Source organism: Marinospirillum sp., assembly GCF_044810985.1.
GTDB lineage: Bacteria > Pseudomonadota > Gammaproteobacteria > Pseudomonadales > Halomonadaceae > Marinospirillum.
Genome location: NZ_CP085242.1, coordinates 1,936,255 through 1,959,462 on the forward strand (window position 1 = coordinate 1,936,255; position 23,208 = coordinate 1,959,462).

Here is a 23,208-nt window from a genome sequence, read left to right on the forward strand (position 1 = left end):
GTATGTCAGTGACACCCCACAATCCGCTGGAACTGATACAGGCCCTGGAATGGGTTGAAAGCAATGACCTCGAGCTAAAATCAGCCAGAGGCGGACTCCCTAAAAGCTTATGGGAAACCTACAGCGCCATGGCCAATACTGATGGCGGCATTATTCTGCTGGGTGTTGAAGATAACGGCAAAATCACAGGCCTGACCGATGCAACCAAACTTAAAAAGTCTTTCTGGGATACGGTCAATAATAAAAGCAAAATCAGTATCAACCTGCTGACGGATCAGGATGTTCACTTGCTGGATCGACCAGAGGGTCAGCTGCTGGCAATCCGTATTCCCCGTGCTACTCGCCACCAACGCCCCGTATTTCTTGGCAACAATCCACTGAGCGGCACCTATAGACGCAATTACGAAGGTGACTACAAAAGTACCGAGCAGGAGGTTGGCAGGCTTCTGGCTGACCGCTCTGAAGAACCCGCAGATAGCCGTCTTCTGAATAATTTCACGCTGGATGATCTGGATACGACCAGCCTACAGCAATTTCGACAGCGTTTTGCCTCCCACAAACCGACCCACCCCTGGTTAAGTGAAAATGACGAAGGCTTGTTAAAGAAGCTTGGGGGCTGGCGTCTTGATCGTCAAACCGGGCAACAGGGGCTGACCCTGGCCGGTCTGTTAATGTTTGGCCGTGACGAAGCCTTGCGTGAAGCTTTGCCCGGCTACCATCTGGATTACCGAGAAATCTTGACCGATGATCCTGATGAGCGCTGGAGCGACCGTTTGCACCCCGACGGCACCTGGCATGCCAATCTGTTCCAGTTCTATCTTAAAGTTGTTCTACGCCTGACCGAGGATCTCAAGCTTCCTTTCGCCCTGGATAAGGACTTGTTTCGTAAAGGTGAAGGCCCCGTTCACGAAGGCATTCGCGAGGCACTCGTCAATGCTCTGATCCATGCTGATTATCAGGGCATAGGTGGCATCCTGGTGGAAAAGCACCGTGATCGCTTTATTTTCACCAATCCTGGAACCTTACTGATTTCCCTTGACCAGCTACTACAGGGCAACATCAGTGAATGCCGGAACAAGTCCCTGCAAACCATGTTTCTCATGTTAGGCGCTGCAGAAAAAGCAGGTTCCGGTGTGGACAAAATACGCAGTGGCTGGGAATCACAGCACTGGCGGCAACCCCTGGTCAAGGAGCTGACTCAGCCTGACCGGGTACGCTGGGTACTCCCTATGCTGAGCCTGATTCCTGACAGCTCACTTGAGCGTCTTCAGAAGCTATTTGGAAACACTTTCAAAGCCTGTTCAAAACTTGAAGTACAAGCCCTGGTTACTGCTGACCTTGAAGGCAGTGTGGATAATCTCAGGTTACAGCAGATCACCCATTGCCATGCACGGGACGTAACCGGGCTTTTGCAGACATTGGTTGCCAGAGGCATGCTGGAACAAGAAGGGCGTGGACGCTGGACTCGCTACCAACTGCCAGACCATCCAGCTTCCAGCTCCGTACTTAATTCCACACATAAATCCACTGACTCCGTACATAGCTCCGCACATAACGCAAATTTCCAGGAACTGGAAAAGCTTGCCCAGCCCGCTCGAAACAACAAACGCTTGCCACCTGAAGACATGCAGGAAATTCTGGTTGAGCTTTGTCGTGGTCGCTGGTTAACACGCAACGAACTGGCCCATCTGGTACAACGCAACCCGGACAGTCTGAGATATCGCTTCCTGTCACCTATGGTTGCGCAAGGTCGCTTGGCACTGCGTTACCCGGACAAACCCAACCGCAGTGACCAGGCTTATACGGCATGAATAGCTCGCTGTCATCTTATTGTCATTTATAAGGCGTGTAATGATGCTGAAACAGCCGGATGCATCACAGGAAACCCTTATGACTAACAAAACCATTTTAATCGTAGATGATGAAGCCCCTATTCGGGAGATGATTGCCGTCGCCCTGGAAATGGCTGATTACGATTGGCTGGAAGCCGCTGATGCCACCGAGGCACATTCGCAGGTGGTGGACAAACAACCGGATCTGATTCTGCTCGACTGGATGTTACCCAACACCAGCGGTATTGAACTGGCTCGCCGTTTGAAGCGTGATCCCGTCACTGCGGATATTCCCATCATCATGCTCACGGCCCGCAGTGAAGAAGACAACAAGGTACTGGGTTTGGAAGCCGGTGCTGATGATTACATTACCAAGCCTTTTTCACCGCGTGAGCTGGTAGCCCGCCTGAAGGCTGTGCTGCGCCGCGCCACCCCACCCGGTATTGAAGACCCGGTGGAAGTGGAAGGCCTGCGCCTGGACCCAGTCAGTCACCGGGTCACCGGCAAGGGCAAACCCCTGGAGGTTGGGCCAACCGAATTTCGTTTGCTGCAGTTTTTCATGACCCACCAGGAACGCGCCTACACACGCAGCCAGCTGCTGGATCAGGTCTGGGGTGGTAATGTTTATGTTGAAGAGCGCACTGTGGATGTTCACATCCGGCGCTTGCGCAAGGCTCTGGGTGAAGAGCATGAGCATCTGGTGCAAACTGTCCGGGGCACAGGCTATCGTTTTTCCACACATAACTGATGATTAAGGATCTCACTGCATGGCATTCTTGCTGCGCAAGGAAATAAAACACCTGATCTTCTGGCTTTTGCTGGCGGCCGGGATTGGCTGGATATGGGATCAGGCCCTGGCCGCGGCTCTCACGGTCAGCCTGTTTTTCATCAGCTACTACCTCTACCAGCTGAAGCGCCTGCTTAAATGGCAGCAAACTCCGGAAGAAGAACCCCCTGAAGCCAGGGGCGTCTGGGGTGAAATTTTTGATAATCTCTATAATTATCAACGCCACCAGCAGGGGCACCAATATCGCCTGAAGCAGATCCTGGATCGGGTACAGGAATCCAGTCAGGCGCTGAAAGACGGTGTCATCATGATTGATGCCAGAGGCGAACTGGAATGGTGGAACCGGGCCGCTGAGGACCTGATCGGCCTGCGCAGCCCCAGTGACCAGGGTAGCCCCATCACTCACCTGCTGCGTGAACCCCGTTTTGTCGACTATTTTGACAAGCAGCGTTACCAGGAACCTCTTATTCTTCCTTCACCGATTACCGAAGGTCGAACTCTGGAATACCAGATCACTCAGTTCGGTGAAAATGATCGCCTGCTCCTGGTGCGTGATTTCACCCGCCTGCAGCGTCTGGAAAGAATGCGTCAGGATTTTATCGCCAATGTTTCCCACGAGCTTCGCACACCCCTGACAGTCCTTTCCGGCTACCTAGAAACCTTCAGTGATCATGCCGACAATCTGCCTGCCAAATGGCAAAGGGGTCTAACCCTGATGCGGGAGCAGTCCACGCGCATGGAGCATCTGGTCGAAGACCTGCTGACCCTGTCCCGCCTGGAAACCAGTGACCTGGAAGTGTCGGTGGAACCGGTTGCCGTCGATCAGTTGCTGGCATCCATCCGTTTGGACGCCCTGGCACTCTCAGGTGAAGAGCACAGAATCAGCTTGGATATTGATCGGCAATTGCGGGTTTATGGTTCCGACAAGGAATTGCGCAGCGCCTTTTCCAACCTGATATTCAACGCGGTGAAGTACACCACGCCCGGCACAGAAATTCAGGTGCGCTGGTACCATGACCGGGCCGGTGCCCATCTGGAAGTCATTGATGACGGCCCGGGCATTGATCCCAAACACCTGTCACGTCTGACGGAAAGGTTCTATCGTGTGGATCAGGGGCGTGCCACCAGCACGGGTGGAACCGGCCTGGGACTGGCAATCGTCAAGCACGTGATGCTGCGCCACCAGGGGCGGCTCAGCATTAACAGTGATGTCGGACAGGGCAGCTGCTTCAGTTGCCATTTGCCCATCACGCGTATCTACCTGATGTCTCATGAGGACTGAAGAGTGTTTTTAGATGGGTGTATTCAGCACCCGGTCAAAAAGCTCTGCCGTTTCTGCATCCTGTTTTAAGAACTGCACGCGTATAAAAAGGCTGGCGGTTTTCGGGTTGCGTTCTGCCAGCTGCAAACTGGAGATGTAACCCCTGACGCTGACTTTCAGGGGGTCGTCATCACTGCCAGCCACCAGGCCCAGGCTGACCAGGCCCGCAAGCTCAGGCTGGATGTCCTCACGCTTGACCAGCAACAAGGCTTCGCGTTTGTTGATCTCCCGCAGAGTGACTGCTGTTTTATCCTCTCCGTATACCAGCAGGGCCTTGCCTTTGGGGCCTTTGCGCACCTTCTTGGGTTTGCCGGCACCTCCCCCGGTAGCCAGCACTTCGGCTCCGCCCGAGGCTGCGATGCGCTCTTTTCGACCCATACTGGCGGCTTCTTCCTGGGTCAGGCGACCGCTTTTAACCAGCTGCTTCATGACCTTGTTGAACAGCTGTTCCGGCGTGAAGGGCTTGGCAATGTAATCATCCACCCCCGCTTGCAACGCCTTGACCACATTATCTTTTTTATCCAGGCTGGTGACCAGGATAAAAGGCTGACCTTCCAGTTGAGTCTGCATGCGCACCCATTCCAGCAGCTCCAGACCCGTCATTTCCGGCATTTCCCAGTCGCACAGCACCAGATCAAAGCTGTGCCTTTGCAGCATGGCCTGGGCTTTTCGACCATTTTCAGCTTCCTGAATATCAAACTCAGAATATTGTGAGCGCAGGGTTTTGTGCACCAGATGACGAATAAACTTGTCATCATCCACAGTCAGTAAGCGAATTTTCTTCATGGGCCACTCAGTCAACAGGTTTGCAATCAATACATGTTAATGCTTTTTTAATGCTCTGTCGTGCTTCCACTACTGTCATCAAGTTGTCTTGTTGCTGTCATTCTTTTGCAATGCTGGCTGCTTATCTTGGGTCACTGAAAACTGACCCAACTGACAGGAATACCCAACATGCTAAACAAAACTCTTCAAGCAGCATTTCTGGCACTGACCCTGGCAGGTGTGACCGCCTGTGCCACTCAGGAATCCGGTGAGCCTTCCTCAGCCTCCGAACAGCAACTTTTTGAGCTGCATCATGATGATGGCCGCATCTATGTATTCGATGACTTCGATATGTATCGTGCTGCTGTGGAAGGCAACAAGCCCACCTTTCACCAGAACCGCATTGGTGCTGGCCCCAATGGAGAAACCCTGGTTTTTGGTCTCGACAAAGACCAGGCCAAGCAGCGCAGCATTGATTTCATCAACATCTACACTGGCGACCAGGAACTTGAAGGTAGTTTCTATGGTGAACTGAAGCGTGACAACCGTATTTATATTGCCGAAACCCTGGAAGATTTCCATTCTGTACGCGAAGCTGAAGCCACCTATCACTTTAACCTAATTGGTGACGGCCCGGATGGCGAAACGCTGGTCTTCATTCAGAATGGCGACACCAAAGGCAAGCCTGCCGATGCCCTCATCGCCAAGTACAAGAAGCTGTACGGCGAATAAGCCCGGCTTTCACACCTATTCACGCCTCTCTTTAGGCCCCAGGGACGGGGCTTTTTTTATTGATCTGAATCATAATTCTGTAATATTAATGCCATAACCTGCCGCCACTACCTTTTAGTGGAGCAGTAATTTATGCCGATAGTGACCATTACCCGCCTGGCCAGTCTTCTACTTGCCTTGTTGGCGCTAGGGTTCGCCATCACTTTGTACTGGGGTCTGGGGCAACTCAACCAGTCTTTCATCACCACCCTCAACTACTCGGATTTACACCGCCAGGTTGCGGTTGACCTGCGGGCCAAGATCCAGACTTACCTGAATGAAGGCGATGCCTCCCAACACCTGGAAGCCGTCAGAGACCTGGAACAGATTCAGTCGCAAGTACTCCCCCAACTCCCCAGCCAGCAGCTGGCCGAAAACCTGAGTGAACCCACCCAGGCTCTGCTTCATGGTCTGACCAACGAATACCGCGGGGCTGGCAAGCTGGCCGGGGATGCCCAGGGGCTTCTGTACCAGAATGAACGCGAGGCTCTGGCTGAGCTGGATCGTCTGGAGGATTACGCTGAACAGGCTTTTGCCCAGAACCCCCAGTCCGGCTTTGATTACCAGCGGATACAGGCCCAACTCAGCCAACACCTGGCCTACATCAAGACCTATCGGGAGCATTACTGGAACTCAGGTAAAAGCAACTACCTGGACCGCTTGGAAAGCGCCCGTAACGACTATCAGCAAGCACTCGAACAGCTCGCCACTTTACCGCGCCTGGGCCTTTACCCCGAACAGGAAAAGGATGCCATGGCCGATCTGATGGGCTGGGACACGGACAGCAGCGAAGAGGAACAGGAAGAGCTGGCCGATGGCATTCAGCGCCAGCTGAACTATCTGCATCAGCGTTATCCGGCCGAACTGGAGCGCTCCCAGCAATGGCGAGAAGACCGCACAACCAGCCTGACAGCGGTCAACCAGTTGATTGATGACCTGGAAGCCGCCATCAGCCAGGGTCAGCAGCAGGTTCATCAGAATAAAACCGAAGTGGAAAGTCTGGTCAAAAGCCTGTTCTTCGCTTTTGCGCTGGGGCTGCTGGTCATGGCGGCGCTCCTCTACATCTTCCAGCATCGGATCGTGATCCGAAACCTTCACAAACTGGAAAATGCCCTCACCCGTCTGGTCAAACAGGGGCAATTGGAACCCGTGGACATGGAAGCCGACAAAACCGAGCTGGGGCGGATTGCCAAGCGCTTCAACCAATTGATTGCCGGCATGCAGAAAAAGGAACAGCAGAAGAACAACCAATTGCAAGAGGTCAACTCCACTCTGGAACAGGTACTAAGCAGCTTTGAGCAGATGAGCAGCAGCTTTTTACAAACCCGCCAGCAACTGGAGGAATCCGGTCAGTTCAGCCTCAATCTCAAAGAAATGGCCGAGGAAGTGAACAGCAACTCCACGGATGTGCATGATTTTGCCAGCCAGGCAGCAGAGCTCATGCAAGCCAGTGAAACCAGTGCCCAGCAAGTGGTACAGGCCGGTGACAAGGCTCTGGATGACATCCATGAAGGCCAGGCGGCCCTCCAGGATCTGGTCAAGGCTGTGGAAGAAGTCATGGGGATTCTGGAAGAAGTCAGCAGCATCTCCGACCAGACCAACCTGTTGGCTCTGAATGCGGCCATAGAAGCAGCCCGAGCCGGGGAGCAGGGACGTGGTTTTGCCGTGGTGGCTGATGAAGTGCGCCAGCTATCCCAGAAAACCCAGGGCGCCGTCAGCCACTCCACCCACCTGCTGGAAGCCCTGCATAAAACCACCGAACGCCTGAGCAGTAAAATCACCAGCATCGGCCAGGCCACGGAAAACCAGAAACAACTGGCGGTGCGTATGCAGGCCACAGCAAGAGACCTGAGTGAACGCTCCGGTCAGGCTTCAGTCACGGCCAGTGAAGGCAAGCAGCTCTCCACACGTCAGCATCAACAGGTGGATTCCTTCAGCCAGCAGATGAAAGAAATGGAAACCGGGGCTGCCCAGGCTATGGACAACATCCAGCAACTGCGGGGGGATGTCAGCCAGCGCATTGATTGGGTACGGAAAGTCCTGGCTTAACAGGCTTCATCTGCTATGCTGCATGCAAATTCCGACTGTTTTAGTCAACTAAGAAAAGGAGCAGCAAAGATGAGTATTCAAGTGGGCGAAACCCTACCCAATGTTGAACTTCAGGTGATGGGCAAAGATGGCCCGGAAGCTGTACAAACCCAGGATCTTTTTGCTGGCAAGAAGGTGGTGCTGTTTGCTGTACCCGGTGCCTTTACCCCCGGCTGCACCCTGACTCACCTGCCCGGCTTTGTCGTCAAGGCTGATGAAATCAAGGCCAAGGGCGTGGACAGCATCATCTGCACCGCAGTGAACGATATTTTTGTCATGGATGCCTGGGGCAAATCCCAGAATGCCGAAGAAATCACCATGCTGTCCGATGGCCTGGGTGAGTTTGCCACGGCGCTGGGGCTGGATCAGGATCTGACGCCCATGAAACTGGGCAAGCGCAGCCAGCGCTACGCCATGATCGTGAATGACGGCAAGGTTGAACTGCTGAACATTGATGAGAAGGGTGTGGATAAAAGCAGTGCCGAAACGGTTCTGGCTGCACTTTAAACGCAAAAAAACTCAGCGTCTGAGCCACCGGATTCAACCGGGGCGCAGACGCTGAGTTTCATGCCAGGCAGTTATTCGTCTTTATCAGGCTGATCCTGACCAAGCAAATTGCCTTCCACTTCATCTTCTTCGTGGCGAATCACTTTTTCGATTTTTTCCGTTTTGGTGTAACGCACATCCTCACCCTCAACCAGGTAGATGACATATTCCGCCAGGTTGCTGGCATGATCCCCGACCCTTTCCAGTGAACGCAGCACCCACATGATGTTCATCACCTGGGAAATGGAGCGCGGGTCTTCCATCATAAAGGTGATCAGCGCACGGGTGGCTGAACGGTATTCCAGATCCACCTTGTCGTCTTCCCGCAGCACCGCCAGTGCCTGGGCGGTATCAAAACGGGCAAAGGCATTCAGGGCATCCTGCACCATCTGGCGCACCTGGCTGCCCAGATGCCGGGCTTCGATATAACCGCGTGGTGAGGTGCCTTCTTCAGCCAGGCGCAGGGTGGCCTTGGCAATCTTGCTGGCTTCATCACCAATGCGTTCCAGATCGGAAGTGGCACGAATAACCGCCAGCACCAGGCGCAGGTCGGAAGCCGCAGGCTGACGGCGAGCCAGGATATGAGTGCAGATCTCGTCGATCTCCACTTGCAGCTGGTTCACTTTCTTGTCTTTCTTGCGGACTTCACTGGCCAGGCGCGAATCCCCGTCAACCAGGGAATCAACGGCATCCTGAACCTGTTTTTCAACCAGGCCGCCCATTTCCAGCAACTGACTGCGGATATCCTCCAGTTCTTCATTAAACTTTTGAGAGATATGGCTGGTGTGTGCTTCTTGATTAATTTTCATCGCTATCTTCTCTATTCATTGGAAACCAGATCAACCATAACGACCGGTGATGTAGTCTTCGGTCTGTTTCTTGGCCGGGTTGGTGAAGAGGGTGTCGGTATTGTCGTATTCCACCATCTCACCCAGGTACATAAAGGCAGTGTAGTCGGAAACCCGTGCCGCCTGTTGCATGTTATGGGTAACGATGACGATGCTGAAACGGTCTTTCAGGTCGTGGATCAGTTCTTCGATTTTCAGCGTGGAAATCGGGTCCAGGGCCGAGGCCGGTTCGTCCAGCAACAGGATTTCCGGTTTGACGGCAATGGTGCGGGCAATCACCAGACGCTGTTGCTGACCACCGGACATGCCCAGGGCTGACTCGTGCAGGCGATCCTTGGTTTCTTCCCAGATTGCTGCTGATTTCAGTGCCCATTCCACGGCTTCATCCAGAATGCGGCGGTTGTTGATGCCCTGAATCCGCAGGCCGTAGGCCACATTTTCATAAATGGACTTGGGGAAGGGGTTGGGCTTCTGGAAAACCATACCCACCCTGCGACGCAGGTCGGCCACATCCACTCGGCGATCATAGATGTTCTGATCGTCAATATTCACTTCCCCGGTGATGCGTACGCCATCAATCAGGTCATTCATGCGGTTGAAAGAACGCAGCAGTGTGGACTTACCGCAACCGGAGGGGCCGATGAAAGCCGTGACCCGGTTTTTGGGAATTTCCATGCTGATGTTTTTCAGCGCCTGGGTTTCTCCGTAAAAGAGATTCATATCCCGGGTTACGATGCAGGGCGTTTCCTGGCTGAGTTTCAGTTCGGATGAACCGCTGTCCCGATCCAGGGCATCCATGTTCATGCCATGCGTGCGTTGTTTTTCACTCGTTGTCATTGATCTTGCCTCAATAATATTCAATCAGTTACATGTCCAGGGCGCGATATTTTTCGCGCAGGCGATTACGTATGGCGATAGCCGTGAGGTTCAGGGCGGCAATAACAGCAACCAGCATCAGTGCCGTGGCATAAACCAGGGGCCGGGCCGCTTCCACGTTGGGGCTCTGGAAGCCGACATCGTAAATATGGAAACCCAGGTGCATAAACTGGCGATCCAGGTGCAGGAAGGGCGCGTTGCCATCCAGCGGCAGGTTGGGGGCCAGCTTGACCACACCCACCAGCATCAGCGGAGCCACTTCACCGGCGGCGCGGGCCACGGCCAGAATCACCCCGGTCATCATGGCCGGGCTGGCCATGGGCAGAACAACACGCCAGAGAGTTTCCGCTTTGGTCGCACCCAGTGCCAGAGAACCTTCACGCACAGAGCGGGGAATACGCGACAGACCTTCTTCAGTTGCCACGATCACCACCGGCAGAGTCAGAAGAGCCAGAGTCAGGGAGGCCCACATCAGGCCCGGCGTACCAAAAGTGGGCGCAGGCAGAGCTTCAGGATAGAAGATTTCATCCAGACTGCCACCCACGAAATAAACAAAGAAACCCAGACCAAAAACACCGTAAACAATGGAAGGTACACCGGCCAGGTTGTTGACCGCAATGCGGATGGTGCGTGTCAGAAAACCCTGCTTGGCGTATTCACGCAGATAAACCGCGGCCATGACGCCAAAGGGAGTCACTATCACCGACATGATCAAGACCATCAACACGGTGCCGAAAATGGCCGGGAAGATACCGCCTTCGGTATTGGCTTCACGCGGGTCTTCGGAAACAAATTCCCAGACCTTGGCTGCATAGTGGCCCAGCTTTTCCAACACGTTCATGCTGTTGGGCTGGAAGGCGCGCACAATATTGTCCAGGCCGATTTCAATTTGCTGGCCATCGGTGGTGCGCATGACAAAGCTGTCACGGGAAAAATCTTCATTCAGCTTGCTGAGCCGCTGCAAAAGCGCCTGGTATTCCTGATCCCAGTGCTGACGCTCTTCTTCGATTTGCGCCAGGTTTTCCGGGGTATCCTGCCCTTCCAGCTCCAGGCGTCTTTCTTCCAGACGCAGTTGTTCCAGCTCATAATTAATGGCACCGATATCCTGCTTTTCCAGGGAATGGATCTGCCAATAGATGTCTACCGCACGATCGATGCGTTCTTTGGCTTCCTCCCAGAGGAGGTTTTCGCCCAGAGGTTGGGTACCGATGGTTTCGCCGTGCTCCTTGATCTCCAGCAGGTAGCCGTAAAAGTTGCCCCATTCACGCCTTTCCACAGCTACGGCGTGCTCGGGGTATTCAACATTTTCCAGATCACGGCTCAGTACCCAGCGGAAATCAAAGCCATAAAGATCGCGGTTGCCGACCTTGAACAACTGGCGCTCCAGAAAGTCATCTTCAACATCCACCTGATGGCCGGCACCACGCAACTGCTCAGCCGTGACCTGTTCTTTCTGGACCACTTCGCCCAGCATCATACGCTTCTGACCCTGCAGGTCGGTCGCCATGGATTGCTGCAGATCAGCAGGCCAGAAATGGGCCAGACCGCGGATGGCAATAATACCGATCAGACCCAGCACCAGAATGACGCTGATGGCAACGGCACCGGCATTCAACCAGATCCAGGGAGAACCGCTTTTAGTCCAGTCTTTAAATGAAAGTCTCATAATTTTGATCCGTGTCCGCCTTTACAGAGTGCTGTATTTTTTGCGCAAACGCTGCCTGACCAGCTCGGCCAGGGTGTTCACGAAAAAGGTGAAGCCAAAGAGCACCAGCGCTGCCAGGAAGAGAATGCGGTAATGGCTGGAATCCACTGCAGATTCACCCATTTCCACGGCAATATTGGCTGCCAGGGTGCGCATGCCTTCAAAAATATTGAAGTTCATCACCGGAGTGTTGCCGGTGGCCATGAGTACGATCATGGTTTCACCCACGGCCCGGCCCATACCGATCATCACGGCAGAGAAAATACCGGGGCTGGCAGTAGGCAGAATCACCCGCACCAGGGTTTGCCAGGCTGTGGCGCCCAAGGCAAGCGAACCGTGACTCAGGGATTTAGGCACCCCGAAAAGAGCGTCCTCGGCGATGGAGTAGATGGTGGGAATGACTGCAAAGCCCATGGCAAAACCCACCACGATGGAGTTGCGCTGGTCATAGGTGATGCCCATGTCATTGGTCAGCCAGGTGCGCATATCGCCACCGAAGAAGAACACTTCCAGCGGCTGGCTCATGGCAAAGGAAAACCAGCCAATCAAGAGCACAACCGGTAACAGAAGAATCACATGCCAGCCATCAGGCACGATAAAGCGCAGGTTATCCGGCAGCTGTGCCCAGGCATAACCGAAGGCCACCAGACCGACCGGCATCAAGAGCATCAGAGCAAAGATGCCGGGCAGATGGAGTTCAAAGAAGGGAGCCAGGAAAAGACCGGCAAAGAAACCCAGAATGACCGTGGGTAGAGCTTCCATCAATTCAATGACCGGCTTGACCTTCTTGCGCACCGCAGGGGCCATGAAGTAGGCCGTATACATGGCACCGCAGATTGCCAGAGGAACCGACAGCAGCATGGCATAGAAAGCGGCTTTCAGAGTACCCAATGCCAGGGGGGTAATGCTGAATTTGGGTTCATAGTCATTACTGGCCCCGGAAGATTGCCAGATGTATTCCGGCTCATCATAGCCTTCATACCAGGTTTTACCCCAGAGAGCCTTCATGGAAGCTTCCGGGTGGGGATTATCCACGGCATAGCTGTGCATCTTGCCGTTGACATCTTCCAGCAGCAGATGGCTGGCACGCGGCGAAATGGCAGCAGCCCGTGGAGCGGCTTCCAGTAACTGGCGGTCAATGACCTCGTTTTCCGCCGTGGTGTTGTAGATACCCACACGACCGTTTTCATCCACTGCCACCAGGCCCTTGCGGCGGTGCTCAGGTTCGATCACCCGGATGGGCGCATCACCCAGCTTGAGGGTGCGGATATTGGTCAGGCGTTGTTCATTCTCGTCATTGCGGACCAGTATCCACTGGCTGATCTGGCCCTGGCTGTCACCCACCAGCAGGGAGTCACTGCCCAACTGAAAACGCAGGTCGGTCACTTCCTCTCCGGGAGCAACCAGCATGACTTCCTGCATCAGTTCAGGTTCTTGCAACTTGCGGGTATTAAAAACGTCCATCCAGCCATCGGCCCTGGCTGCATAGGTATAAATATGGTCTTCACTGAACAACAGCTGTTGATACAGGCGATTGTCGGGCAAGTCTGCGGTTTGTTCCGTCAGCTCAACCTCGCCGGTCATCATGTTTTCACGCGTGGTGACTTTTTTCAGCAGAGGCTGTCCACCTTCCACCAGGCCGCCCAGAATGAAACCCGTGCGCCCGGTCTGACGGGTCACGCTGGTCAACGCCCGACCTTCAGGATCCAATGTCAGGGTGTCTTCGCCATAAGGAAAAGTCATTTCCGGATCAACGCCAATGCGATTCCCTTCAGCGTCAAATTCAACATTAAAGCTGAACTCGACCAGCAGAACCTGGCCATCACTCAGACCCAGAACCAGCACCTCATCACCCGGCAGGGTCGGGGAAATACTGGTCAGTGACTGACCTTCATCCAGAGGCAGCTTGAGCGTTTCCAGGAGGTTCCCGGAGGCAACGGAAACAAAGTTTACCTGCCCCGTATCCGTGATCCGGGCAAAGACCTCATTTTGCTCTTCAGCAACCAGCCGGAGAGTCTGGCCGGTTCCCTGGGAGGTTTGCAGCCCATACTGGTTGATCTCTTCAATTTCAGCATCCTGAAAAAGAGGCACCACCTCATAAAGGAGATAGAAAAAGATCAAACTGATGGCAACAATAACGCCGATGCCGCCCGCAGCAATGCCATAGCGGGTTACACCATCGCTGAGATGCCGGAATTTGCGCCTTCGTTGTGTTTTGGGAGAGTTCAACTCCCGCTCTAGGGTCGAGGATGCTGTCTTCATAACCTAACCTTCTGAATTTACGTTGGCGCCAGACTAAGATACTTGTATGACATTTAGATGACAGACTGTAATAAATGAAAAAGGAGAGCCGAAGCTCTCCTTTTTTCAACTCAGATCACAGGTGACCTAGTCGATTTGCAGATCCTTGCGGACACGCTTGACGACTGCGGCAGGCAGAGGCACATAGCCATCGCGGTGTACAATTTCCTGGCCCTGACGAGACAGAACGGACTTGATGAATTCCTGATCCATCTTGGACAGCGGCTGGTTGGGACGCTTGTTCACATAAACATACAGGAAGCGGGACAAGGGGTATTTGCCACTGGCCGCATTAGCTGGAGTTGCTTCAACAAACTCTTCACCTTCAGCTGCTGCCAGAGGAACCGCACGCACTGAAGAAGTACGGTAACCAATACCGGAATAACCGATAGCATTCAGGGAAGTGGAAACCGACTGAACAACAGAGGCAGAACCTGGCTGTTCGTTGACGCTGTTTTTGTAGTCACCACCGCAAAGAGCATTCTTGCGGAAGTAACCATAAGTGCCGGACACTGAGTTACGGCCATACAGCTGAACAGTACGATCAGCCAAAGAACCGGTAATGCCCAGATCACCCCAACGGTCGATATCGGATTCGTAACCACAACGACGGTTGGAAGAGAAAATAGCATCCACCTGAGGAATGCTCAGGCCTTTAATGGGGTTGTCCTTGTGAGCAAAAACCGCCAGGGCATCAATGGCAACAGGGACAGCAGTTGGCTTGTAACCATATTCATCTTCGAAAGACTTGATTTCGCTGTCACGCATCTGACGAGACATAGGCCCCATGTTGGAGGTGCCTTCAGCCAGAGCGGGAGGTGCAGTGGAAGAACCCGCAGCCTGGATCTGGATATTGACGTTGGGGTAGTTCTTTTTGAACTCTTCAGCCCAGAGGGTCATCAGGTTGGCCAGGGTATCGGAACCGATACTGGTCAGATTGCCGGATACGCCGCTAGCTTTGGTGTATTCAGGAATGCCGGATTCGACATTGGCAGTAGCCATTCCGGCCACCAGGGATGCAGTCAGACCTACAGCTGCACTCAGTGCTTTCAGTTTGATGGTCATGGTTTTCTCCGATTCATAAATCAAGCTAAATTGATGCTGCCTGGGCAGCGTTTCGGAAACATCTTGATCCGATGCTTGCCAGCTTAGGCCGCCTAAATGACAGTTTGATGAAAGCAGAGATTTATTTTCTTTGTATACTTTAGAAGGTAAGCTATGCCATATCGCAGCTGCGAACAGCCCAATAACGACAAGAGCGATACCGCCATGAGCCCACTTGAAGAACTGGAAGATAACCCCGCACCCGAAGGCCAACTGATGCTGAAGCTGGTCGCCACCCCCCAGGATACCAATCTGCATGGTGACATTTCTGCTGGCTGGGTGATCTCCCAGATGGAACAGGCCGCTGAACTGGCCGCTGCCCGACTTGCTCATGGCCGCACCGCTACCGTTGCCGTCAACAGCATGGACTTTCTCTGCCCGGTACGCACCGGCAGCCTGATGCAGATCCACACCCAACTGGTGGAAACCGGCAACAGCTCCATGAAATTCAATGTTGAGGTCTGGATATTACCCCCCAATGAAAGGGATGAATCCACTCTTTATAAAGTCACAGAGGCTTCTTTTGTGATGGTGGCACTGGATGAGAAGGGGCGAATCAGGACGCTGCCTGCCACCAACGGCCACTAAAAACCTGTAACACTCCCGCCATCTTTCTTTTATACTCTTGCGTACGCATAAACAGATATAAAGCAGGAGTGAGACAATGACCGTCAAAGTGGGTATCAATGGTTTTGGCCGTATGGGGCGTCTGGCTCTGCGTGCTGCCTGGAGCTGGCCGGAGTTTGAGTTTGTCCAGATCAACGACCCGGCCGGTGATGCAGAAACCCTGGCCCATCTGCTGAATTATGATTCCGTACAGGGCACCTGGGATCGGGAAGCTCTGGCTGAGAAAGGCGACATGCTGATTGATGGCAAGCGTCTGCAGGTCACCCGTGAAAAAACCATCGAGGCCATTGACTGGTCCGGCTGTGATCTGGTTCTGGAGTGCTCGGGCAAGATGAAAACCCGCGCGCTGCTGGAAAAATACCTGGAACAAGGCGTCCAAAAAGTGGTGGTTTCCGCCCCGGTCAAGGAAGAAGGTGTTCTCAATCTGGTGGTGGGCGTCAATGATCACCTGCTCACTGCTGAACAGCGTTTGATGACAGCCGCCTCTTGCACCACCAACTGCCTGGCCCCGATCGTGAAGGTGCTTCATGAAAACCTGAAAATCCGCCACGGCAGCATGACTACCATTCATGACATCACCAATACCCAGACCATTCTGGATGCACCGCATAAAGACCTGCGCCGTGCCCGCGCCTGTGGCATGAGCCTGATCCCCACCACCACCGGATCAGCCAAGGCCATCACCGCCATCTTCCCGGAACTGGAGGGTCGCCTGAACGGCCATGCCGTGCGTGTTCCCCTGGCCAATGCTTCCCTGACCGACTGTGTGTTTGAAGTGGAAAAAGCCACCACGGCGGAAGAGGTCAATCGCCTGCTCAAAGAAGCTGCCGAAGGTGAACTGCACGGCATTCTGGGCTATGAAGAAAAACCCCTGGTTTCCATTGATTACAAGGGCGACCCTCGTTCGGCCATTGTTGATGCCCTGTCCACCATGATCATCAACGAGACCCAGGTTAAAATCTATGCCTGGTATGACAATGAATGGGGCTATGCCAATCGCTTGGTGGAACTGGGGCGCAAGGCTTTCAGTTTTTAATTTGTCGACACCCTACAACAGGACTCGATGCCAGGCCGTGGTGAGAGATTGCCAGTTCAGGCTGTCTGCAACAGGAAGTTGCAGCCGACCCACATGGAAGTGGGAAGTGCAGAGATTCATCAGGAATGAATTCTGCCAGAGCTTACAGGGATGTATTCACAGCGTCCTGAACGGCAATACCGCACAAAAGCGGCCTTAGTGAACCCTGCTTGTACTCTGTAATAATCCCGCACACACCTGACACGAGTTTTCATCATGCTGGCCAACCTGTCTTCCGGCGTTAAACAGTATCTAATCATCACCGGCAATTACTGGGCTTTTACCCTGACCGATGGGGCGCTGCGGATGCTGGTGGTGCTTTATTTCCATCAACTGGGCTATGCCCCACTGCAGATTGCCCTGTTGTTTCTCTTTTACGAATTCTTCGGGGTGGTGACCAATCTGGTTGGTGGCTGGCTGGGAGCCAGGCTGGGGCTGAACCGGACGATGAATATCGGGCTGGGGCTGCAGATTATCGCCCTGGGCATGTTACTGGTTCCGGCTGACTGGTTGACGGTGATCTGGGTGATGGCGGCTCAGGCTTTGTCCGGCATCGCCAAGGATCTCAACAAGATGAGCGCCAAGAGCGCGATCAAGACGCTGGTTCCCGCCGATGCCCAGGGCAAGCTGTACCACTGGGTGGCGATTCTCACGGGTTCCAAGAATGCACTGAAAGGCCTGGGCTTTTTTGTCGGTGCTCTTCTGTTGACCTGGCTGGGTTTTGCCGGAGCTGTACTGGCGATGGCCATCATGCTGACTCTGGTGTGGATCAGTTCATTGATTCTTCTCAAGGAAGAAATGGGGCGCATGAAAGCCAGGCCGAAGTTCACGGATGTGTTTTCCAAAAGCCGCCCCATCAATGTGCTCTCACTGGCCCGCTTTTTCCTCTTTGCGGCCAGGGATGTCTGGTTTGTGGTGGCCCTGCCGGTTTACCTGTCACAAACTCTGGGCTGGAGCCACTGGCTGGTGGGTGGTTTTATGGCTTCCTGGGTGATTGCTTACGGAATCGTTCAAACCCAGGCACCCAGACTGACGGGCAAAGCCAGAGGGCGCATTCCCGGTCGGGGGGCCACCGCAGGCTGGGGGCTGGCATTGGTCTTCACGCCGCTTTATATCCTGCTGGGTCTGCAACTGGGCTGGTCAGCCGACTGGGTGCTGGTTTCAGGCTTGATGGCTTTTGGCCTTCTGTTTGCCGTCAATTCTTCCGTACACAGCTTTTTGATTGTCAGCCATGCCCGCAGTGACGGGGTTTCTCTGGATGTGGGTTTTTATTACATGGCCAATGCCCTGGGCCGCCTGGCGGGCACCCTGCTGTCCGGCTATGTCTTTCAGGTCTACGGGTTGGCAGCCTGCCTGACCATTTCTGCTGTGTTTATTTTGCTGGCAGCACTGATTGCCCTGGCACTGCCCAGGCCGGAGCAGCAAAGCTTCAGTAACTAGCTTTTGTGTATTTCTGAGTTTTGTAAATATCAACCAGCAGTGGGTGGCTGTAGTTTTTGCCAGACTCCTCCTGCTGGCCAAACGTACTCACCAGACCCCTTCTGATGAAGGTTGATGGCTTCACCAACAAACACCTGGATGCTTTCCAGGACAAAAGCAAAATCTGTTTCTACCGGTAAGTTTTCACCCATGCGCCGGATAAACGCCCTCCACTGCTGCTGTTTTTCTGTTGCAAACTGGTCATCAAACAATGGCTGGTCAGGTAGCGCTGTTTGCCTTTGTTTAAAGGTTGCTGTAGTAGCTCCCACTAATTCTTGCAGGTTAAAGTCAAATTGCTGTGACAGTAGCCAGATGTCGTAAAAATCCTTCATACGGCTATTCAAGGTTCCAAGTACCACCATTGCCTGGAGTTTTTCAGCTATCGCAGATTCTCGGCTATAGCAGAGCAGCTGTGGCGCAGGAAAATCCAACAATGTCGGATAGCTCATTCGCATAGGTTCTGGACAGATGATGTCACCAAAACCGATATCCAGTTGCACTCGTGCTCTGGCCGTATCAAGAGTTACTTGTCCTCGAACGCGAACACCTTGGTAGTCTGCATCTTGCGTGATGGTCTCTGTTTGAAGTGAATCAATATCAAACAGGAGTCCGTCCTTTTCCACCGGCGTGGTTAGCAGGTTACGAATACTTGCCAGTAAATACTCTTGTTGATTGCTGATGCGCCCAAGCATATCGATGTCCATTGTTGGGCGTGTTTGTGGTGAGTCCCATACTTGCAGCATTAGTGCGCCCTTGAGTACAAAGCAGTCGGCATACTCAGATTGGCTGAGTCTGTATAGAAAGCGCTCCATAACGAAGTGTTGCATGATTTCCTGAAAAGGCCGTTTTCTTGCTCTTGACAGGTTCAGCAAACGCTGTCGTACAGATGCAGCAATATTAGCCATACAGGCCTGCCTCCAGGTAGGGTTTGATGAGTTTTTCCACTCGCCAGATGCCGGCATATTCGAGCAGCTTTTTGTAATCGGGTGTATGGCGTTCCCTGTAGAGTTTCAGTGCCTCCAGCACCAGGTCCATGCCGATTTGATGCCGGTAGGCAAAGCAGTCAGCCAGTGTTTTTTCACGGCTGTAGACCTTGAGTTCAATGCCTTCAGCTATCTGATGAGCTTCCACTCCCGCCGTAAATCGCTGACCGGAAAATCGGTGACCCTGTACAGGTGGGTATTCCATATGAGGTGGGCGAGCATTCCGTTCTACAGCCAGATCAAGTTGATGAGGAATTTGCGTGGTCAGGTCATGCCATGCCAGGGCAGAAATAAGACAAAGTACGGCTTTCGGAAAGTTTGTAGCGGCGATCAACAAATCAGGGTGCTCAACGGGTGGCAGTTCAGTTAGACGGTACACCCCGCGACTGATGGGTTGAATCAGACCTTCATCACGCAGCTTGTAAAACTGATAGCGGTTGATGCCGAGTTTCAGCGCTTCACTCAGGCGCAGCTGCCCCTGGTGTTTATGAAACACAGCCAAGGGTTCTGCGATGGTATGTGCAGTGCCATCCGAGTCAGTCATAGAAATCAGACAAGTCGCCTCCATTTATAAATAGGTAGTAACACTTTGTCTAATTATTCAAACGCTGTCAAACAAGAACTGCGAACTGGAAGGTTGAATATACCCGATAATTTTCTGCATCCGCTGGAACCTTTTTGGACAAACCTCCGTTAGTAAGGGTGAAGACGAAGCAAACTCACCTGTTCTGCAATAATGAGGTTCCAACATGAAAAAGTTACTCACAACTCTGGCGTTTGTTCTTACTTTTGGTCTGTTCTCCAGCGCTGGCGTTCTGGCGCAGGAAGACAATGACAGTATGAACGTGGTTGACGAAACGTCTGAACCGGACGATATTGAACTGCCCGAAGATGCTGCACCTGAAGCCCAGGAAAATGCCCAACAGGATTTGGATACGGCCAATGAGGCCCGTGAAAAAGGCCGTGAGTTTGGTCAGGAACGCGCCCAGGAAGCTCGCAGCAGAGCTGAAGAGGCTCGACAGCGTGGTCAGGAAGCCCGTAACCGTGGAGAGCAAAGACATAATCAGGATATGGACAGTCCCCAGCAGCCTTCAACTGAACAGCAGGATCGCAATCCACGCTAACAAGGCAACTGAAAGCTCATGTCAAAACTGACTTCTCTGGCTTCCTGGATACGTCCTTCGGGAAGTCAGCGAAAAACTGATTTTCAGGCCCGGCTGAATCCCCACAGCCGGGCTCTTTATCAGACCGCCTATCGACTGACTGGCCGTCAGGCCGATGCGGAAGACCTGACTCAGGAGCTTTTCCTGCGTCTATTCCAGAAATACGACTTGTGGAAACATCTGGAAAACCCCAGACCCTGGCTTTTACGTACGCTCTATAACCTGCATATCGACCTTTACCGCAAAACAAACCATACCCATGGTGCCAACACACAGACCAGCAGTTTTGACGACCTTCCCTTTCAATTGGCTGCTCTGGATCATTCGACCCCTCTTAATGCCACCTTGCACCACTCTCAACAAGAGCAATTGGCTTCGGCCCTGAATCAGCTGACTGCCGAACAGCGTAGCCTGGTGGTTTTGCATCTTATGGAAGGTTACAGCCTGCAGGAGGTTGCCGAGATCCAGCAGTTACCTCTGGGCACGTTGAAATCACGCCTGCATCGCTGTAAGGAAAAACTGAAAAAGCTGCTGGAAACGGAACCTTTTTGCAAAAAACAGCGTTCCTTAAAGGTAACCAGCCATGAGGATTAGTGGTATGAAGTGTATTGATGCCCAAAGACAGCTTCAGCATCTACTGCTGGAGCAGCAACCAGGTGAGCTCTTGAGTGAGCATCTGGAACATTGCCCCGAGTGCCTAGCCTTTTATCAGGATCATCGGCTTCAGGAGCGCTTGCAAACTTTTGTGGCTCCCGAACCCCGAGCCGAATTTCTGGAGCAGGCCATGGAAAAGGCAACCCGGAGTCCAGGAACAAACGCCAAAAGTTGGGCCTGGTCCGCTTCTCTGGCGGCCTCTCTATTGCTTGTCGGTTTGATGTTCACCGCCTGGTTGCCCGAAAATCCTGAGCAAAGCGGCCAGTCCTCACCTCTGGCAATCAGTGTGGAAGAACCCTCTTCCACTGAGCAACAGGTTCAGGAAGTCAAAATACTGATCGTCAGTGACCAGGATTATTCGGATGCCGAAATTTCCATCACCCTGACTGACAACCTTGCTTTACAAGGCTATGCCGACCAGAGGGAGTTAACCTGGACAACCACATTAAAAGAAGGAAACAACCTCCTGACCCTACCCGTTCAAATTCTGAATCAAGGGGGGCAGTTGCAGGTCAGTTCCCGTCTGGGACAGCAAACCCATGAAGTCAGTGTACCTTTGCAAACCAATCAGGGCTCCATTTGATCCTGAGGAGAAACAAGATGCTTTCCAGAAAACTTTATTCAGCAAGTCTGCTCTGTCTGGGGCTTTTCCTCAACAGTGGCTTCGCATCTGCCAGCAGCATGACCGTCATTGATGAATCCACCGAGGTGGATTCAGTCGTCAATTCCATAGAGCTGCCTCCACCCGCAGAAAAAAAAGCACGCAAGGCATCATCAGCCGGTAAAGACAGGGCCGAACAGGCTCGTGAAGCCGGGCGAGAACTGGGACGCGAACAAGCAGATACGGCCCGGCAGGCAACCCAGCAATTACAAGAACGCCAACAGCAACAGGAAAACTCTGGAGAAAAGCAGTCTCCACCTCAGACACCACGCCCCTGAAACCAACCGGAGTTCTGAACCTTTATGCCAAGAAGTATTCAATTAACCTGCCTGTTTCTTCTGCTATGCAGTTATTCATTCAGCTTTGTACAGGCCAGTGAAAGCCATCTTTATCGCCAAGGCATGCAGGCTTTTCAGGAGGGCGACTTTGCTTCTGCACTGGACTACTTTCAACAAGAAAAAAACCAGCAGGAAGAAGATGGAAACAGTGCTGCTGCCACCCTTTATTTCAACTTGGGCGCAACCCATTACCAATTGGGCAACTACAGCCAGGCAGCAAACTACTTTGCCAAAGTCATCCAGGATAAAAAGTGGGGTGGTCTGGCCAAATACAATCAGGGGTTGATCGCTGAACAACAGAAAAATGAAGCCGCTGCACTTGAGTATTACCGGGAGGCCATTCAAAAAGCCCGGACAGACAAGATCAAAAAACTGGCTCAAAACCGGATTCAGCAGTTGACCGGGGAAGCGCCTGCCCCCCAGGAAGGTTTTGTCTATCTGTCGGCCAGCCTGGGGTACGATGACAACCTTTCCCTGGCTGATGAAGACCCCGCCATCGACAAGATTTCCGGTGGTTTTCTGGAAACCCTGGCCAGCGGTCAGATTTATCTGGGTAGCAACTCCAGCCACGGCAGCAGTTTGAAAGGCTATTTGTTTGGCCGTCAGCCAGGTGCCAGTGAAATGCAATCCGAGGTGGCTTTCAGCCTGGGGGCTCAACTTCACCGTACGGCTGGGGACTGGCAAACCCGTGGCGGGGTTAGTTTTGGCAGTTACCAGCTTGATGGCTCCACTTACACCCAGGATCTTGCCCTGGAGACTGAGGGGCGTTATCCCCTGGAAGGCCTGGAATTAAGACTCAATAATGAACTGAAAAGGGTTCGTGGTGGCGATACCTATGACTATCTGGATGGCTGGCAAAACCGGGCCGGGATTAAGCTGGTCAAGCCGGGCCTCTGGGAGCTCGGCTATCAGAATGAATTGAACCAGCGTGAAGACCTGGCTGAAGATCCGGCGTTCTACAGCTATTCACCCAGCAGACACCGTCTTTATGGTCGTTTGAATTTCAACCTGAGCGAGCAGCTTTTATTGACCACACGCCTGGAAGGCCGTTTGAGCCGGTATCCAGACAAAGAGGTGGATGCCGATGGCAATCAGGCCACTGAAAAACGTCAGGATCTACGCTGGCGAGCTTCCTTAAACGCCAGTTATCGCTTGACCCAAAGCATGAGCCTGTTTACCGAACTGCAGCATCTCAACAACAACAGCAACCTGGATGGCTACGGCTTTTCCAGTAACCAGTTCACCCTGGGTGTTGATGCTGTTTTTTAAAGCCGTCACGGTCTG

The 23,208-nt window shown here is 53.1% G+C and carries 22 protein-coding genes; 14 read left to right on the top strand and 8 right to left on the bottom strand.

Going from position 1 to position 23,208, the window contains the following annotated elements; all coding sequences use genetic code 11:
* Positions 1–2: 2 nt before the first annotated feature.
* From LG323_RS09095 to phoR, 3 genes are all read left to right on the top strand, one after another.
* Positions 3–1,811 (top strand): RNA-binding domain-containing protein, encoded by a 1,809-nt coding sequence (locus LG323_RS09095; protein WP_404415150.1) that lies wholly within the window; start codon positions 3–5, stop codon positions 1,809–1,811.
* A 79-nt stretch (positions 1,812–1,890) separates the two neighbouring features.
* Positions 1,891–2,580 (top strand): phosphate regulon transcriptional regulator PhoB, encoded by a 690-nt coding sequence (gene phoB / locus LG323_RS09100; protein ID WP_404415153.1) that lies wholly within the window; start codon positions 1,891–1,893, stop codon positions 2,578–2,580.
* 19 nt (positions 2,581–2,599) lie between these two features.
* Positions 2,600–3,901, top strand: a complete 1,302-nt coding sequence (phoR, locus tag LG323_RS09105; RefSeq protein WP_404415156.1) for a phosphate regulon sensor histidine kinase PhoR — start codon at positions 2,600–2,602, stop codon at positions 3,899–3,901.
* Positions 3,902–3,910: 9 nt separating this feature from the next.
* Here the strand turns inward: phoR and LG323_RS09110 are convergent, their stop codons facing one another.
* Positions 3,911–4,726: a response regulator gene (locus LG323_RS09110; protein ID WP_404415159.1), complete on the bottom strand. Its 816-nt coding sequence runs from the start codon at positions 4,724–4,726 to the stop codon at positions 3,911–3,913.
* Between the two features lie 168 nt (positions 4,727–4,894).
* On the opposite strand from LG323_RS09110, the gene LG323_RS09115 reads away from it, so the two are divergent.
* The 3 genes from LG323_RS09115 (at position 4,895) to LG323_RS09125 (ending at position 8,071) form a co-directional block, all read left to right on the top strand.
* Positions 4,895–5,437: a hypothetical protein gene (locus tag LG323_RS09115; protein ID WP_404415162.1), complete on the top strand. Its 543-nt coding sequence runs from the start codon at positions 4,895–4,897 to the stop codon at positions 5,435–5,437.
* Positions 5,438–5,569: 132 nt separating this feature from the next.
* The gene (locus LG323_RS09120) at positions 5,570–7,525 is read left to right on the top strand and encodes a methyl-accepting chemotaxis protein (RefSeq protein WP_404415165.1); all 1,956 of its coding nucleotides are present in this window, start codon (positions 5,570–5,572) and stop codon (positions 7,523–7,525) included.
* A 69-nt stretch (positions 7,526–7,594) separates the two neighbouring features.
* A complete protein-coding gene (locus tag LG323_RS09125; protein ID WP_404415168.1) occupies positions 7,595–8,071 on the top strand; it encodes a peroxiredoxin in 477 nt (158 codons plus the stop codon).
* A 71-nt stretch (positions 8,072–8,142) separates the two neighbouring features.
* Here LG323_RS09125 and phoU read toward each other — a convergent pair whose 3' ends face one another.
* From phoU to LG323_RS09150, 5 genes are all read right to left on the bottom strand, one after another.
* Positions 8,143–8,919, bottom strand: a complete 777-nt coding sequence (gene phoU / locus LG323_RS09130) for a phosphate signaling complex protein PhoU (RefSeq protein WP_404415171.1) — start codon at positions 8,917–8,919, stop codon at positions 8,143–8,145.
* Between the two features lie 30 nt (positions 8,920–8,949).
* The gene (gene pstB / locus LG323_RS09135) at positions 8,950–9,795 is read right to left on the bottom strand and encodes a phosphate ABC transporter ATP-binding protein PstB (RefSeq protein WP_310695201.1); all 846 of its coding nucleotides are present in this window, start codon (positions 9,793–9,795) and stop codon (positions 8,950–8,952) included.
* A gap of 28 nt (positions 9,796–9,823) precedes the next feature.
* A complete protein-coding gene (gene pstA, locus LG323_RS09140) occupies positions 9,824–11,500 on the bottom strand; it encodes a phosphate ABC transporter permease PstA (protein ID WP_404415175.1) in 1,677 nt (558 codons plus the stop codon).
* Between the two features lie 21 nt (positions 11,501–11,521).
* On the bottom strand, positions 11,522–13,801 hold the full coding sequence (locus LG323_RS09145; protein ID WP_404415178.1) for an ABC transporter permease subunit: 2,280 nt from the start codon (positions 13,799–13,801) through the stop codon (positions 11,522–11,524).
* Between the two features lie 126 nt (positions 13,802–13,927).
* Positions 13,928–14,905: a PstS family phosphate ABC transporter substrate-binding protein gene (locus LG323_RS09150; protein WP_404415181.1), complete on the bottom strand. Its 978-nt coding sequence runs from the start codon at positions 14,903–14,905 to the stop codon at positions 13,928–13,930.
* 204 nt (positions 14,906–15,109) lie between these two features.
* Between LG323_RS09150 and LG323_RS09155 the strand changes: the two genes are divergently transcribed.
* The 3 genes from LG323_RS09155 (at position 15,110) to arsJ (ending at position 18,086) form a co-directional block, all read left to right on the top strand.
* Positions 15,110–15,532 carry a hotdog domain-containing protein gene (locus tag LG323_RS09155; protein WP_310695295.1) on the top strand — a complete coding sequence of 141 codons (423 nt, stop codon included), beginning with the start codon at positions 15,110–15,112 and terminating at the stop codon, positions 15,530–15,532.
* A gap of 76 nt (positions 15,533–15,608) precedes the next feature.
* The gene (locus tag LG323_RS09160; protein WP_404415184.1) at positions 15,609–16,607 is read left to right on the top strand and encodes an ArsJ-associated glyceraldehyde-3-phosphate dehydrogenase; all 999 of its coding nucleotides are present in this window, start codon (positions 15,609–15,611) and stop codon (positions 16,605–16,607) included.
* A 255-nt stretch (positions 16,608–16,862) separates the two neighbouring features.
* Positions 16,863–18,086 carry an organoarsenical effux MFS transporter ArsJ gene (gene arsJ / locus LG323_RS09165; protein WP_404415187.1) on the top strand — a complete coding sequence of 408 codons (1,224 nt, stop codon included), beginning with the start codon at positions 16,863–16,865 and terminating at the stop codon, positions 18,084–18,086.
* Between the two features lie 29 nt (positions 18,087–18,115).
* Here arsJ and LG323_RS09170 read toward each other — a convergent pair whose 3' ends face one another.
* Both LG323_RS09170 and LG323_RS09175 read right to left on the bottom strand, forming a co-directional pair.
* On the bottom strand, positions 18,116–19,030 hold the full coding sequence (locus LG323_RS09170; RefSeq protein ID WP_404415190.1) for a nucleotidyl transferase AbiEii/AbiGii toxin family protein: 915 nt from the start codon (positions 19,028–19,030) through the stop codon (positions 18,116–18,118).
* Entirely contained in the window at positions 19,023–19,652 is a 630-nt protein-coding gene (locus LG323_RS09175; protein ID WP_404415193.1) for a type IV toxin-antitoxin system AbiEi family antitoxin domain-containing protein, read from the bottom strand. The genes LG323_RS09170 and LG323_RS09175 overlap by 8 nt, the downstream gene beginning before the upstream one ends.
* Positions 19,653–19,857: 205 nt before the next feature.
* On the opposite strand from LG323_RS09175, the gene LG323_RS09180 reads away from it, so the two are divergent.
* From LG323_RS09180 to LG323_RS09200, 5 genes are read left to right on the top strand one after another with little or no spacing between them, the layout of a single operon-like run.
* Entirely contained in the window at positions 19,858–20,232 is a 375-nt protein-coding gene (locus tag LG323_RS09180) for a hypothetical protein (protein WP_404415196.1), read from the top strand.
* Between the two features lie 18 nt (positions 20,233–20,250).
* On the top strand, positions 20,251–20,865 hold the full coding sequence (locus LG323_RS09185) for an RNA polymerase sigma factor (RefSeq protein WP_404415199.1): 615 nt from the start codon (positions 20,251–20,253) through the stop codon (positions 20,863–20,865).
* A 4-nt stretch (positions 20,866–20,869) separates the two neighbouring features.
* Entirely contained in the window at positions 20,870–21,508 is a 639-nt protein-coding gene (locus LG323_RS09190; RefSeq protein WP_404415202.1) for a hypothetical protein, read from the top strand.
* Positions 21,509–21,525: 17 nt separating this feature from the next.
* Positions 21,526–21,864, top strand: coding sequence for a hypothetical protein (locus LG323_RS09195; protein ID WP_404415205.1), 339 nt, complete (start codon positions 21,526–21,528; stop codon positions 21,862–21,864).
* Between the two features lie 24 nt (positions 21,865–21,888).
* Positions 21,889–23,193 carry a tetratricopeptide repeat protein gene (locus LG323_RS09200; protein WP_404415208.1) on the top strand — a complete coding sequence of 435 codons (1,305 nt, stop codon included), beginning with the start codon at positions 21,889–21,891 and terminating at the stop codon, positions 23,191–23,193.
* Positions 23,194–23,208 lie beyond the last annotated feature (15 nt).